Here is a 14,087-nt window from a genome sequence, read left to right on the forward strand (position 1 = left end):
TTACTTACCCGTCTTTCCGACCTTGCGACGTACCTGCTCGCCTGCGTAACGGATGCCCTTACCCTTGTACGGGTCATCCTTGCGCAGACGGCGGATGTTCGCCGCAATCTGGCCAACCTGCTGCTTGTCGGTACCTTCGATCGAGAACTTGGTGTTGCCGTCGACAGCGAATGCGACGCCCTCCGGAGCCTCGATGAGGATCGGGTGGGAGTAGCCGAGGGAGAACTCGAGGTCCTTGCCCTTCTGCTGGACACGGTAACCAACGCCGAAGATCTCCATGTTGATCTTGTAGCCCTCGGTCACGCCGACAACGAGGTTGTTGATCAGCGAGCGCGACAGGCCGTGCAGCGAGCGGTTCTTACGGTGGTCATCCGGACGAGACACCACAATCTGGCCGTCCTCGACGGCTGCGGTGATCGGGGCCGGGATGTCGACGGTCATGGTGCCCTTCGGGCCCTTCACCTCGACGGTCTGGCCGTCAATCTTGGTCTCGACGTTGTTCGGGATTGCGATGGGTGCATTACCTACACGCGACATAGTCTATTCAACCTCCCCTTTACCAGACGTAAGCGAGGACTTCCCCGCCTACACCCTTCTCTTGGGCCTGTCGGTCGGTCAGGAGACCGTGGGACGTGGAGATGATGGCCACGCCCAGGCCGCCAAGGACCTGCGGCAGGTCGGTGGACTTTGCGTACACGCGCAGACCCGGCTTGGAAACGCGGCGCAGACCGGCGATGGAAGCCTCGCGGGTCGGGCCGTACTTGAGGTCCAGGGTCAGGGCCTTGCCCACCTTGGCGTCCTCAACCTTGTAGTCAGCGATGTAGCCTTCCTGCTTCAGGATCTCGGCGATGTTCACCTTGATCTTGGAGGACGGCATGGACACGGTCTCGTGGCGCGCGTTATTTGCGTTGCGCACGCGGGAGAGCATGTCCGCAATCGGATCAGTCATGGTCATAGCGAGTGACCGGTTCCTTTCTCGTTGCGGTTCCCTGCGATTTTCATCAACCCACCTGACCCATAAAGGTCGCGTTTTCCGCATGGTCTGTCGGGGGCTACTTCACGCTCCCCACGCTCAGTAACGTGGGGCGCTCGCCGCCTCCCTTGCACGCGGTCCGCAAATCGGGCGGGGGGCCTGCAACAAAGTTGGATGTACATTTGGTCTTGTCGGCTTGTGGTTTTCACACAAGTCCGACGGATAACCCTATACGCAGGCCACCGTGCAGGGCAAATCGCTTATCGACGCCCACGCGTACACTCTCCCACATGAGCCCCCAGCCCGCACTGCAACCAATCCTCAACCATCTCGACAGCACCCGCGAGGCACGCGAAGCGGCGTACCGGTGGTTCCACCAGCACCCGGAACTGTCGATGCAGGAAGTTCAAACCACGCAGCGCATCGTGCAAGAGCTCGAGGCTGCCGGAATTTCGTTCACCCAGCCGAGTGAGACTGGCGTCGTCGCCACCATCGAGAACGGCCCTGGCCCCGTCGTCGCGCTACGGGCCGACATCGATGCGCTGCCGGTCCGCGAGACCTCCGGCAAGGAGTACGCCTCCACCGCCACCCAGGTCGACGAGGCAACCGGGACGGAGTACCCGGTCGCGCACGCCTGCGGCCACGACGTCCACCTCATCTCACTGCTGGGCGCGCTCGAAGCCTTCCACGCGCACCGCGACGCGTGGTCGGGCACGCTTGTCGGCGTGTTCCAGCCCGGGGAGGAGACCGCCTCGGGGGCTCGCGCCATGGTGGAGGCCGGCATCGCCGAGGCCATCCCGCGCCCTGACGTCTACCTCGGCCAGCACGTGCTCTCCTCGCTGCCCGGCGGCACCGTCGGCACCCAGGTCGGGCCGGTGCTGTCACAGGCGTTCTCCGCAAAAGTCACGGTGCACGGGGCCGGCTCGCACGGCTCGATGCCGGAAAAGAGCGTCGATCCGGTGCTGCTCGCCTCCACCATCGTCACCCGGCTGCACCACGTGGTCAGCCGCGAGATCGCCGCGGCGGAGACGGCGGTGCTGACCGTCGGGGCGATCAACGCCGGCTTCAAGTCCAACATCATCCCGGACTCCGCCACGCTGCTCATCAACACGCGCGCGTACTCGCAGGAGGTCAGCGACCACCTCAAGGAGGCGATCGAGCGCATCGCGCGCGCGGAGTGCCTTGCTGCACGCAGCCCCCCGCGAGCCCGAGTTTGAGTACTACGACGTCTACCCGCTCACCAGCAACGACGAGGCTGTCACCGAAAGGGTACGCACAGCGTTCGAGGCCCACTTCGGCGACGAGGTCGCCGACCTGGGACCGGTGCCGGCCTCGGAGGACTTCTCTGTCATCCCCGACGCGCTCGGGGTCCCCTACAGCTACTGGGGCCTGGGCGGATTCGCCAGCTACCCAGGTGCGCCCGGCAACCACTCGCCCGAGTTCGCGCCCGACCTGCAGCCCACCCTGGACCGCGGGACGGAGGCGCTCATCGTCGCGGCGGGGGCCTGGCTGGCCCGAACCTAACGCCCGAAACTAGCGCATCAGAACGGCAGCGCAGGCCGCGCCGCCACCCGCTGCTGCCCGATGTCGGAGGCGTCGCCCGCCTCGTGTCCTTGCCGGTAGGCGTCCGGGTCGAAGGAGCGCTTCGAGGTGTCCGCGTGCAGGTGGAGGCCACGGTCTGCGGCGAAATTGGCGAGGGCGTTGCGGGCCTGCTCGGCATCGTCGATAAGCGCAAGCGCGTAGGCCTGCGAAGTGTCGGTGACGCGGCGCTCGGACTGTGCGAGGCGCTGGCCGATGCGGGTGGCGAAGCCGGTCATGTACGAGCGGCGGGTCACGATGATGGATTCGCCCAGGTGCGTCGCGTGCAGGCGGCGGGCGCCCGACATCATGACCGGAACGAGCAGGCTGTAGAGCGCGTCGACTCGCGCCAGGTGGTCGGTGTGGCCGAAGAGCGTGGCCTGCTTGACGCGCGTGGAGTTGTAGGCGCGGTGGTAAAAGCCGGTGCAGTGCAGGCTGTCGGCGATGGCGAAAAGCAGCTTGGCCTGCATGTCGGTATACGCGCCGCTGATGTCGTAGGTGCGGCGCTCGATCGCGTTGCCCTGGCCAACACTGGTCACGTCGCGCTCGCTCAGCCCGTAGGCGGCCATGAGGTCGAAGGCCTTGGCGTAAAAGGAGTCGCCTTCCGGTGTGCCTTCCCTATCGGCTGCCTGGCGCAGCAGCTTCTGGACGCGTGCCTTGAGCTTGTGAATGTCTTTCATGAGCTTTACCTTTCGTACGTTATGGTTGGTGCGTTTATTTTTACTACACATCGCCTATTCGCGCTACCCCTACGAAAAGCGCGCCGGTGGCTACTGTGGGAGACACACGATCAACGAAAAGGAGCACCCATGGCACGAGAGGAAAGCCTCCAATCCACCCACGCCTGGCTCGCGGCGCTGGCAGAGGAGTTCGACATCTCGCCGACGCTGGTGCGCGAGCTCGTCGGCGACATCCTGGAGCTGACTGCCGACGTCGCCCACAACGGCCCGTCGCGCCCAGCCGCGCCCACCACCGCCTTCCTCGTGGGTCTCGCCGCAGGCCAGGCCGGCCTACCCCAGGACGACACCGCGCAGGCAGAGCAGGTCCGCGCCCTGATCGCGCGCACCAGCGAGCTGCTCAAGCGCTACGACACGGGGAGCGCGGATGAGCAGGATTAACCGCCGTTTCGCCGTCACCAAGGTCACGGTCCCCGAAGAGGGGGAAGACGGGCCGAAGTTCTACACGGACACCCGCGCGGACACCGTCACGGTGGAAGAGCCCCTAGAGATCCGCGCGCAGGGAAAAACGCTGACCTCCACCATGCGCACCCCGGGGCATGACGTAGAGCTCGCGCACGGGTGGTGCTTCGCCGAAGGGCTGATCACCTCAGCGGAAGACGTGCGCACCGCCCGCTACTGCGCGGGCGCGGTCGGCGCGGGCGGGGAAAACACCTATAACCTGCTGGACATGGAGCTCGCCGAGACGGCGCAACCTGTCACGCCGGAATTCATCCGACTCACCCCCACCACCAGCGCGTGCGGGGTCTGCGGCACCCAGTCCATTAGCGAGCTACTCCACAAGGTGCGCACTCCGATTACACCAATCGAGCTGGACCCAGAGCTGATCGTCGAGCTGCCCGAGCGGCTGCGCGCCGAGCAGAAACAATTCCGCAAAACCGGCGGCATCCACGCCGCCGGGGCCTTCGACTTGAAGGGCAACCCGATCGTGGTGCGCGAGGACATCGGCCGCCACAACGCAGCCGACAAGGTCATCGGGCATTTGCTTCTCGACGGCGCGCTCCCGGCCCGCGACATGATCCTGGTCATGAGCTCACGTGCGTCCTTCGAGCTCGTGCAGAAGGCGGCGGTGGCGGGCTTCCCCGCGCTCGTGGCGGTCTCCGCGGCCTCTTCGCTCGCGGTGGAGCTGGCGCGCGAGGCGAACATGGCGCTCGCCGGCTTCGTGCGCAACCGCAGATTCAACCTGTACGCGGGCAACTTGCGTTCAGTAGAATCATAGGCATGACGCCCCGCCACGTACCCAAAGAAATCATCGAGATGTTCTACCCGCCTATGCAATTCTTGCGGGACAACACCGACCCGGACCACGCCCACCTGGTGTGCGTGCGGGCGACGGCGGTTAACGGGTGCCCGGTATGCACTGCGATTCACCGCCGCAACGCGCGCGAGCACGGCTGGAGCGAGGACTACATCCTCAAGGTGGAGCAGTGGACTCGCCACGCGCGCGAGTTCAGCGAGACCGAGGCGCTTGTCCTCGAGCTGGCGGACGCGCTGACGGAGTTGGAGGACACGCCTGAGTCCTTGTCCGAGGACCTGTGGGAGCGCGCGACGGAGGCTTTCGGCGAGGAGTACGTGCGCGCGCTGATCGTTGGCGCGGTCGGGGTCAACAGCTACAACCGCCTCGGCATCGCCTTCCAGCAGGACCCGAAGAAGGTCCTGCGCGTGACGGAGTTCGATTTGGTGCCGGCGGAGGAGCGTTAGGCGTCGATAAGCGGGCGGGCGCTTAGTCCTTGTAGACGGTGTTGGTCTTGTTCAACCAGGCGTAGACCGCGCCGATGCCCAGGCCGCCGCCGACGAAGTTGCCGACCCACACGATGATCCAGTTCAGGGCGACTGCGCCGAAGGTGAAGCTCTCTGCCTGCGGGTCAGCGAACAGCTCCATCCCCATCAGGCAGAAGTTCGCGATGACGTGCTCGAGCCCGAGGCCGACGAAGATGGCGATCATCGGCAGGATCACGATGAACTTGGAGATGACCTCCTTGGACAGCAGCGCACCCACGATAGCCATGTTGACCACGAAGTTCGCCAGGACCGCCTCGATGAACGTGCCCCACGGACCCTTGTTCAACTTGCCCTCCACGAGGGTGGAGATCAGGTGTGTGTCATCCAGCGAACCGAACTTGGCCGACTGGCTTAAGATCCAGGCGATCAGCAGCGCGCCCACCAGGTTGCCCACGGTCGCGACAACGACGATCCAAATGCCTTTCCCCCAGGAGAACTGTCGCACGGTGGCGGCCCAGGAGGAAAACATCATGTCGCCGGTGGCCAGCTCGGCCGCGAGCACGACGATGGCGAACAGGCCGAGGCCGAAGAGCATGGCGAAGACCACTGCGCCGGAGCCGGGGAAGAGCTGCTCGGTCATGTTGCCCACCACGGCAGCGAAAGCGGTGCCCACCATGAGGTAGATACCGCCGAGGATCGAGCGCACGAAGAAGCGGGCGGGCTCGTTGTCCAGCAATTCCTCCTTCTTGCCTGCACCGGCTTGAATTGTGTCGTTGAGCGCCATCGCTCCTCCTTAGCTCGCGTACGCCCCAGTTTGCGTACATATGCGTGTAATACAGTGCATGATGCTAACGCATCGGCCGCCGATCCTTCGCCCGCAGCAGGGGTATCCGCGGGGGTGATCCCACCAGCGTGACCGCGCGGGTCCGTGCCCGCGCCCCTGTGCCAGAATGGTGGGCGTGAGCACTCCCCAATCCCCCGCCGAGCTGATCGCCGCAGTGCGCGAGCTGCGCGAGGCACTCGCCGGCACCGCGCTGCCGAGCGATCCGGCCGCGGCTGCCGACGCCCGCGCCGTGGTCAACCAACTCGACGATTACATCCTGCCGCGTCTGAGCAACCTCGACGCCCCGCTGCTCGCCGTCATCGGCGGATCTACCGGCTCCGGCAAGTCCACGCTGGTCAACGCGGTACTGCGCGAGCGCGTCTCCAACCCGGGGGTGATCCGCCCCACCACTCGCCAGCCGGTGCTGGTGGCCAACCCCGCCAACGCGGACTGGTTCAACTCGCCCGAGGTCCTGCCAGGTCTTGCCCGCTCCCACGGCGCGGGCGACGAGCAGTCCACCACGCTGCGGGTGGTGGAAACAGCCACCATCCCCGCAGGGCTCGCGCTTGTCGACGCCCCCGATTTCGACTCCATCGACGACCACAATAGGGCCCTGGCCTCTCAGCTTCTCGCCGCCGCCGACCTGTGGATCTTCGTCACCACGCCAGCACGCTACGCGGATCAGCTGGTGTGGAACTTCCTCCACGACGCCGCCGGTCGCGGCATCGAGGTCGTCGTCGTGCTCAACCGTCTCGACGAGGCCTCCGCCGAAACCGTGCCGTCCGACCTGCGCCGCATGATGGACGAGGCGGGCCTGAGTGGTGCGACCGTCTTCGAGGTCCCCTTCGTCACCGACCTCGGCGGGCAGGCAGGCGGGGAGTTTCTGCCGGATGAGCTGGTTGCGCAGCTGCGCGACTACCTCAACCGGCTTGCCGGGGATACCGCAGCGCGCCGCGAGGTGGCGGGCAAGACGGTGGCAGGTGCGCTGGGCGGGGTGCTGGTGCGCGTCGAGAAGCTTGGGGCACGCCGCGAGCAGCAGGAGGCCTTCGCTGCGCAGATCGACACCGCGATCGACGCGCACTACCGCAGCGCCTGCGACCACGTCATCGACGCCACCAGCGACGGCAAGCTTCTGCGCACCGAGGTCCTCGACCGCTGGCAGGACGTGGTGGGCACCTCGGACGCCTTCCGCGGGGTGGAGCGCTGGTTTAGCCAGGCCGTGGACAAGGTGGGCAGTTTCTTTACGGGCCAGCCCGCGCCGCTGCGCGAGGTGGAAACCGAGATCGAGTCGGGCCTGCACGCCGTAATCGTCGACGCCGCCGAAACCGCCGCCGCGAAATCCTGGTCGCACGTGGGTGCCGTCGCCCCCGAGCTGCGTGCGCAGGCCGCGCCCGAGCTGGCCCGGGCGAGCGAGACGATCTCCGAGGACGCCGCAGCACTTGTGCGCCAGTGGCAACAGGCACTGCTGACACGCATCCAGGAGACCGCAGGCCAGAAGCGGCAGCGCGCCCGCGTGATGTCTTTCGGCCTCAACGTGCTGACCGTCGCACTGATGCTCGTGGTCTTCGCCTCCACCGCCGGGCTGACCGGCGGCGAGATCGCCATCGCGGGCGGCTCCGCCGTCGTCGGCCAGAAACTCCTGGAGACCATCTTCGGCGAGGACACCGTCCGCCGCATGGCTGCGGACGCCCGCGCCGATCTCAACGAGCGCCTCGAAGCGCTGCTTGGGAGCGAGCGCGAGCGCTACCGCGAGATCACCGCGCCACTGCACGCTGGTACCGACGCCGCCGAGCTGCGCGCGCTTTCCGCCGAGGCTCGCACACAGGCCAGCGCGCGTTTCCCCGAAACGATGCCAGCAGCAGCGGCCGTGCCCGCGGTTGCTTCCGCGCCCGCGCCCGCTGCAACGCCCGACGCCGAGGCCGACTCCAAGCTGCGCGGCCTACTCGACCAGCTGCGTGGCACGTTTACCCGCCCGGCCCCGGAGGGAGACGCCAATGGCACTGCTGAGCGCTAAGCCCACCCTCGGCGAGCGCCTCACCGCGCTCGAGGAGGCCGCTGAGATCGGCCGCGGCTACCTCTCCCCCGCCCAGCGCGAGCGGCTGGAAAAGGTCGCCCGCGCCGGTGCCGAGCGTCGCGCGCTGTCCGCAGAGCACACCGTCGTCGGTTTCTTCGGCGCGACCGGCTCTGGCAAGACCTCGTTGTTTAACGCCATCGCCGGCGAGGACCTGGGCAAGGCCGCTGCCCGCCGCCCCACCACGTCCTCCCCGCTCGCCGCGATTTGGCAGCCCGCCGGCTCCGAGGAACTGCTCGACTGGCTCGGCGTGGAGGATCGCCGCGCCCGTCCGGGCGAGTTCGCCCCCGACGCCGGCCCGCTCATCCTGCTCGACCTGCCCGACTTCGACTCGGTCGAAGCTTCCAACCGCGCGATCGCGGAGCGCCTCGCCGGCCAGGTCGACGTGCTCGTCTGGGTCTCCGACCCCGAAAAGTACGCCGACAGCGTCATCCACGAGCAGTTCATCCGCCCGCACGCGGGCCACGCCGCGGTCACGCTTGCCGTCCTGAATAAGTCCGACTTGCTGGCCTCCGGCGACGTCGACACCGTCAGCGCGTCCTTCAAGGAGCTTTTGCTTGACGACGGCCTGTCCAACGCCCACGTCGTCCCCACCTCCACCCGCACCGGCGCCGGGATCGATGACCTACGCGGCGCCATCACTCGCGTCGCGCGCGCCCGCACCGCGCAATCCGCCCGCATCGAGGCGGACATCCAGTCCGCGACCGCGGACTTACTCCCGCCCGCCACCGGTAAGCAGCTGGCCAAGCAGGAGAAGAAGACGCGCCCGGACAAGCAGGCCAAGCGCGACATGGACGCCACCCTCGCCGAAGCAGCGGGGGCCGACCGCCTGGCCAACAACGCCGCCGCCGCGTACCGCAAGCGCCTGCGCGAGCGCACCGGCTGGCTCCTGACCTCCTGGATCACCCGATTCCGGCCGGACCCGCTCAAGCGCATGGGCGTGCGCGAGCAGTCCGACGAGGTGGGCGTACACCGCTCGTCCATGCCTGAGCTGGACGCCGCGTCCAAGGCCGTGGCCAACCGAGGTGTGCGCGACTACGCGAAAGCCATCGCGGTCGGGCTGCCCGAGCAGTGGGCCGCGGCCGTGACCGACCGCGCGGGCCAGGCTTCCGAGCAGGTACCCGAAGCACTCGACCGGGCGGTCGCGCGCACCCGCGTCCCGGCGCAGCCGTCGAATGCCTGGTCACTGCTGACTATCGTGCAGTGGCTCGCCCTGGTCGCTGCGCTGATCGGCGTGCTGTGGTACTTGCTCGTGGCGTTTGTCCCCGGCATCCTCACTCCCCTGCTCGGCACCGACCTGGTCCCGGATGTCGAGGGCTGGCCCATCCCCACCCTGCTGATCATGGCCGGGCTCCTCACCGGGCTGATTATCGGCCTGATCAGCGCCGTTTTCGGCGGGATGCTCGGCTCCGGCGTGCGCAGGCGCACCAAGGCGGCACTACGCCGGGAGATTGCCATCGTTTCCGAGGAGACCGTGGTGGCCCCGCTCAGCGAGGTCCGCGAGGACTACGCGCGCTTTGCGCAGCGCCTCGCCTTCGCGCGCGGGTAGCGTGAAATTTTCCGCAGCGCGATCTTGCCGGTTCCTGCTGACCTGGGAAAATTGAATATAGCTAGTCTAACTATGCGAAATCTTTCACAGCCTGCGCCGATACCTTCCACTATCCGCACGGTGGGCGCAAAATATCTCTCGTATGCCAGACACCCAGTGGTAGGGTGGGCCGCACTTGGCAAGAAACCGAGGAGACCAACGGCAGAAATGTTTTACGACGAAGCAATCCAAAAGGCCGGTTCCGCCACCACGAAAGCCCTCGGTGCCCTCCAGACCGCGAAGGTGTTGCTCCACGGTTTCGCCCGCCCTTGCACGGCAAGGTGGCCGGAGGTCACCGCCATTATCAACAGCATCGAGTTCGATGAAGCGACAAAGGATTTCTCGCTTTCCGAAGCAGCCCAGGAGCGCATGGACGATTGCTATGAACAGCTCGACAAGGCGGCAGATGATGCATGGCCCGAAGACCCAGACCCGTCTGATCTCATAGCCACAAATGCGTTGGATGCCGTCGCAAATCTCGCTTCAAACACGGTGAAGTATTGGGAGCAGTTAGGGGTGGCATTGTCGCCCGATAAAGACGACCACCTCCACTTCCTTCGCCTGCTTGCCGCCGCACGCAGCCGGGTCACCGGGGAAACGCTCCACTTCGCTGAGATCGACAACGTGGGCAACGTGTTTGTCTTCGAGGAGTTCCTTCCCCCGGCACTGGCGGAGGCGGCTGGGGGCGGGAGCGCGACGTCGACAAGCACGCGCTTGGCCGACGTAATGATCAAGCGCGCAGACATAGAAGCAACCACCATCGCTGTCGCCGCTGAACCGGGAATGGTCTCCATCGTCGGAGACGTCAACACGGCGCGGGCCATCTACGACGCAAACTTGGAAGCCGAGGCAGCAGCACGCGCCAAACCCCCTGTTCAACCAGCCGAAGAGCGGGCGAACTACGAGCCACTCGTCGACTTCACCACCGACGCCCCGTTGAGTTTCAGGGACGTATTACACGCGATGGGAAATCCTGAGCCGAAGCCCATCATCGACCGTATGAATTGGAACACATTCCTCGGAAACGGATACCGGGCAAGCGTAACCGTCGGCGGGCACAAGTTTGCCGCCCAAGCAACCGAAAAGGACGGTGTGGTGGCTGAGTTGGAGATCAGCCCGGAAAACAACGCTAGTTTCCTCGGAATCCCGTTCCACATCCCCACGTCGAGGTTTACCGAAAAACTCGACGCCCTCGGCATACCGTGGGCCGACGATGGGCGATCAGGAATTGTCCTTTACGAGCACTGGGTAACGCTCTACAACGACGAGGGGCGGATCGAAGCCGTATTGTGGTACAACCCTGCAACGCTCACCGATATTGAACTGCTCGATATCGCGTTTCCGCCCGACTCGCAGAAAAGTTAAGTAAGCCGCATACACGAAAAATGCCCCCGGTTCTTCTAGTGAACCGGGGGCATCTGTGGAGCGCTCAAGCGAAGGCTTAAGCCTGCTTCATCTTGCCGTCCTTGTCCGCGAACGGGAAGCCGAGGTGGGTCAGCAGTGCGCGACCCTCTTCATCGTTCGTGGCGGTGGTGACGACGGTGATGTCCATACCGCGCGGGCGGTCGATCTTGTCAATGTCGATCTCGTAGAACATCGTCTGCTCGGACAGGCCGAAGGTGTAGTTGCCTGCACCGTCGAACTGCTTGTCGTTCAGGCCGCGGAAGTCGCGAATACGCGGGAGAGCAACCGTCAGGAGACGGTCCAGGAACTCCCACATGCGGTCGCCGCGCAGGGTGACCTTCGCGCCGATCGGCATGCCCTCGCGGAGCTTGAAGTTAGCGATGGACTTCTTTGCGCGACGGATCTGCGGCTTCTGGCCGGTGATCGCGGTGAGGTCCTCGAGTGCGCCGTTGATAACCTTGGAGTCGCGCGCAGCGTCGCCAACACCCATGTTGACAACGATCTTGGTCAGACCCGGGATCTGCATGACGTTGTCGTAGCTGTACTTGTCGTTCAGCTTGGTGCGGATCTCGTCCTGGTAGCGGGTCTTCAGACGCGGAGTGTAGTTCTCGCTCATGCTAGATGTCCTTCCCGTTCGACTTGGCAACGCGGACCTTCTTGCCGTCCTCGTCAAAGCGGTAGCCGACGCGAGTCGGGTTGCCGTCGGAGTCCAGGAGCATCACGTTGGACACGTGGATTGCTGCTTCCTGGGTGACGATGCCGCCGGACTCTGCGCCGCGCTCGTTGTAGGAGTTTGCGACGTGCTTCTTCACACGGTTGACGCCCTCGACGAGGACCTTGTCACGCTTCGGGTAAGCCTCGATGACCTTGCCCTGTGCGCCCTTGTCCTTACCGGCGATGACCTGGACCATGTCGCCCTTCTTGATCTTCATTAGTTAGATCACCTCCGGTGCGAGAGAAACAATCTTCATGAACTTCTTGTCGCGCAGCTCGCGGGCCACTGGGCCGAAGATGCGGGTGCCGCGGGGCTCGGTGTCGTTCTTAATCAGAACGGCAGCGTTCTCGCCGAAGGAGATGTAGGAGCCGTCCGGACGACGGGTCTCCTTGGTTGCGCGGACGATGACCGCCTTGACAACCTCGCCCTCCTTGACGTTGCCGCCCGGGGCAGCTTCCTTCACGGTGGCGACGATCGTGTCGCCGATGCCGGCGAAGCGTCGAACAGAGCCGCCGAGGACGCGGATGCACAGAATTTCGCGTGCGCCCGTGTTGTCGGCGACCTTCAGACGCGATTCCTTCTGAATCACAGTTGGTCTCCTGACCTGGATCGATGTGCGCCAGATTTCCGTCCTGTGCGCACGTGGTCATGTGCTCATTGTGCCTTCGCTTATCGACGAACCACGTAGATGGTCGAAGGGTCTCGGACTTTCAGCTCGGAAACGCGCTGCGAGCCCGACCAGCGGAAGACAACTGCAGTATTAAAGCATGTGTGGTGCGGAAACACCAAATCCCAACCGCCCCATTCTCGGTGGCAGAAATCACCAACACACGATTGGTACCCTCAATCAAGACCACGTATGGTGTTACCTATGAACTTTGACAGCACGTTGGCCGAATCAATCGGCTTTAAGGCGTACCTCTTCAACAACGAACTCCCCAAGTTCGCCGTACGCTCCATGCTCGCCGGGCTGTTCCTCACAATCATTACCGCGTTCGCCGCCGTCGCGGCCACAGCGGTCGAGGCTGAGGCACCTGGCTTCGGCAAATTCGTCTTTGCTGCCATCTTCGCCACGGCACTTTACGTGATGGTTGTCCTTGGCGCCGAACTGGCCACAGGCAATATGATGTTTGCCACGTACGGATCGACCACGAAGCGACTGGGCTGGCTTAATGGCTTCGTCCTCGTTGTTGTATGCACCCTGTTCAACTTGCTCGGTGTACTCCTCACCGCATACTTCATCACCAAATCCACCGCGTTTGAGGCAGTCGACCCCGAAAACTTCCTCGCCGGACTCACCAGCGTCAAGCTAGCCAAGGATCCCTGGCACCTCTTCTTGGAGGGCATCTTCGCCAACATCGTGGTGAACATCGGCATCCTCATGGCGGTACAGGCTGGCAAGGACTACACCGCCAAGCTCATCGCCATCGTTCTGGTAATCCCAGCTTTCGCTGCGATGGGTTACGAGCACTCGATCGCGTCCTTCGTCATCTTCTCCCTGTCCGGTTATGGCATCGGCCCGGAGCACTTCGAGGGCTTCACCTTGGTCAACGGCCTGTCTAACTGGCTGTTCGTATGGCTGGGCAACTACGTCGGCGGCGGCCTGCTCATGGGCGGCGTCTACGCCTGGCTGAACAAGGGTGCCGCGCCTAAAGTCCGTTCGAACTAACCTCAAAGCGCCTTAGACAAACTGCCGCACCAGCGCGACCAACGCAACAACGACGATAATGCCGCGCAGCACGGAGTTTGGAAGGCGCTTTGCTATCTGCGAGCCGCCAATCCCGCCGATCAGCCCGCCCACGGCCACAATCGCCACCCCGGCCCACACGATCTCCGCACCATAGAAGGCCCAGGCCACGAGGTAGACCACGGCCGCGGTGACGTTGACAAAGAGCGAGAGGAAGTTCTTCACCGGGTTGACGTCTTTGAGCGAGCGCCCCGTGGCCACCGACATGATCGCCATGTACAAGATGCCCTGGGCGGCGGTGAAATAGCCGCCGTAGATGGCGGCCGCCCCCATCGGCGCGATCAGCTGCGGGCGCTTCCATGCCTCACCGACCGGCTCCCCCGCCGCAGCCGCCCCCACGGTGGTGCGCCGCGACAGCCACGCCGTCAGCTTCGGTTGGAAGACCACCATCAGAAGCGCCACCACGATCAGCACCGGTACGACGAAGTCGAGCGTGCTGGACGGAGAAGCCAGCAGCAACAGCGAGCCCGTCGCCGAGGCCACGATGGTGACCACCACCATCGGCCCGAGGTAGGGCAGCTCCCGCGCAATCTCTTTGCGGTAGCCCAGCACCGAACCGACGGAGGCGAACACCATACCGGTCGTGTTCGTACGCACCGCCACTCCAGGCGGCAGCCCCACCGCCATGAGCACCGGCAGGGTGAGCAAAGAACCGGAGCCCACCGCTGAGTTGATCGCCCCCGCCATAATGGCCATCACAAACAGCAGCAGCGCGCTGACCGGTTCCAT

The 14,087-nt window shown here is 64.9% G+C and carries 15 protein-coding genes and 1 pseudogene; 8 read left to right on the forward strand and 8 right to left on the reverse strand.

Annotated features, from left to right (window positions below; translation table 11 throughout):
* Entirely contained in the window at positions 1-537 is a 537-nt protein-coding gene (gene rplF, locus HMPREF2990_RS06195) for a 50S ribosomal protein L6 (protein WP_038588390.1), read from the reverse strand.
* Between the two features lie 19 nt (positions 538-556).
* The gene (rpsH, locus tag HMPREF2990_RS06200; protein WP_038588387.1) at positions 557-955 is read right to left on the reverse strand and encodes a 30S ribosomal protein S8; all 399 of its coding nucleotides are present in this window, start codon (positions 953-955) and stop codon (positions 557-559) included.
* A 308-nt stretch (positions 956-1,263) separates the two neighbouring features.
* On the opposite strand from rpsH, the pseudogene HMPREF2990_RS06205 reads away from it, so the two are divergent.
* Positions 1,264-2,497, forward strand: a pseudogene (locus HMPREF2990_RS06205) (amidohydrolase).
* Between the two features lie 17 nt (positions 2,498-2,514).
* On the opposite strand, the gene HMPREF2990_RS06210 reads toward HMPREF2990_RS06205, so the two are convergent.
* Entirely contained in the window at positions 2,515-3,231 is a 717-nt protein-coding gene (locus HMPREF2990_RS06210; RefSeq protein WP_070763261.1) for a DUF2786 domain-containing protein, read from the reverse strand.
* A gap of 129 nt (positions 3,232-3,360) precedes the next feature.
* Between HMPREF2990_RS06210 and HMPREF2990_RS06215 the strand changes: the two genes are divergently transcribed.
* From HMPREF2990_RS06215 to HMPREF2990_RS06225, 3 genes are read left to right on the forward strand one after another with little or no spacing between them, the layout of a single operon-like run.
* The gene (locus HMPREF2990_RS06215; protein ID WP_070763263.1) at positions 3,361-3,669 is read left to right on the forward strand and encodes a DUF6457 domain-containing protein; all 309 of its coding nucleotides are present in this window, start codon (positions 3,361-3,363) and stop codon (positions 3,667-3,669) included.
* Positions 3,656-4,507, forward strand: a complete 852-nt coding sequence (gene fdhD / locus HMPREF2990_RS06220) for a formate dehydrogenase accessory sulfurtransferase FdhD (protein WP_070763265.1) — start codon at positions 3,656-3,658, stop codon at positions 4,505-4,507. The genes HMPREF2990_RS06215 and fdhD overlap by 14 nt, the downstream gene beginning before the upstream one ends.
* Before the next feature lie 2 nt (positions 4,508-4,509).
* Positions 4,510-4,989, forward strand: a complete 480-nt coding sequence (locus HMPREF2990_RS06225) for a carboxymuconolactone decarboxylase family protein (protein WP_070763267.1) — start codon at positions 4,510-4,512, stop codon at positions 4,987-4,989.
* A 22-nt stretch (positions 4,990-5,011) separates the two neighbouring features.
* Here HMPREF2990_RS06225 and HMPREF2990_RS06230 read toward each other — a convergent pair whose 3' ends face one another.
* A complete protein-coding gene (locus HMPREF2990_RS06230; protein WP_070763269.1) occupies positions 5,012-5,794 on the reverse strand; it encodes a formate/nitrite transporter family protein in 783 nt (260 codons plus the stop codon).
* A gap of 175 nt (positions 5,795-5,969) precedes the next feature.
* Between HMPREF2990_RS06230 and HMPREF2990_RS06235 the strand changes: the two genes are divergently transcribed.
* From HMPREF2990_RS06235 to HMPREF2990_RS06245, 3 genes are all read left to right on the forward strand, one after another.
* A complete protein-coding gene (locus HMPREF2990_RS06235; protein WP_246817467.1) occupies positions 5,970-7,847 on the forward strand; it encodes a GTPase family protein in 1,878 nt (625 codons plus the stop codon).
* Positions 7,828-9,453 (forward strand): GTPase, encoded by a 1,626-nt coding sequence (locus tag HMPREF2990_RS06240; RefSeq protein WP_070763271.1) that lies wholly within the window; start codon positions 7,828-7,830, stop codon positions 9,451-9,453. The genes HMPREF2990_RS06235 and HMPREF2990_RS06240 overlap by 20 nt, the downstream gene beginning before the upstream one ends.
* Before the next feature lie 207 nt (positions 9,454-9,660).
* Positions 9,661-10,857, forward strand: a complete 1,197-nt coding sequence (locus tag HMPREF2990_RS06245) for a hypothetical protein (protein WP_070763275.1) — start codon at positions 9,661-9,663, stop codon at positions 10,855-10,857.
* 76 nt (positions 10,858-10,933) lie between these two features.
* Here HMPREF2990_RS06245 and rplE read toward each other — a convergent pair whose 3' ends face one another.
* Genes rplE through rplN form a run of 3 tightly spaced genes read right to left on the reverse strand, consistent with a single transcriptional unit; the run spans position 10,934 to position 12,200 of the window.
* Entirely contained in the window at positions 10,934-11,512 is a 579-nt protein-coding gene (gene rplE, locus HMPREF2990_RS06250; RefSeq protein WP_070763277.1) for a 50S ribosomal protein L5, read from the reverse strand.
* Position 11,513: 1 nt separating this feature from the next.
* Positions 11,514-11,828 (reverse strand): 50S ribosomal protein L24, encoded by a 315-nt coding sequence (rplX, locus tag HMPREF2990_RS06255; RefSeq protein WP_038588348.1) that lies wholly within the window; start codon positions 11,826-11,828, stop codon positions 11,514-11,516.
* Positions 11,829-11,831: 3 nt separating this feature from the next.
* Complete coding sequence (gene rplN, locus HMPREF2990_RS06260; protein WP_038588343.1) at positions 11,832-12,200, reverse strand: 50S ribosomal protein L14; 369 nt, start codon at positions 12,198-12,200, stop codon at positions 11,832-11,834.
* Positions 12,201-12,482: 282 nt separating this feature from the next.
* Here rplN and HMPREF2990_RS06265 point away from each other — a divergent pair, with 282 nt between their 5' ends.
* Entirely contained in the window at positions 12,483-13,280 is a 798-nt protein-coding gene (locus HMPREF2990_RS06265; protein WP_070763280.1) for a formate/nitrite transporter family protein, read from the forward strand.
* A 12-nt stretch (positions 13,281-13,292) separates the two neighbouring features.
* Here the strand turns inward: HMPREF2990_RS06265 and HMPREF2990_RS06270 are convergent, their stop codons facing one another.
* Complete coding sequence (locus HMPREF2990_RS06270; protein ID WP_070763282.1) at positions 13,293-14,087, reverse strand: sulfite exporter TauE/SafE family protein; 795 nt, start codon at positions 14,085-14,087, stop codon at positions 13,293-13,295.

The sequence above is a fragment of the Corynebacterium sp. HMSC071B10 genome, from assembly GCF_001814825.1.
Taxonomy (GTDB): domain Bacteria; phylum Actinomycetota; class Actinomycetes; order Mycobacteriales; family Mycobacteriaceae; genus Corynebacterium.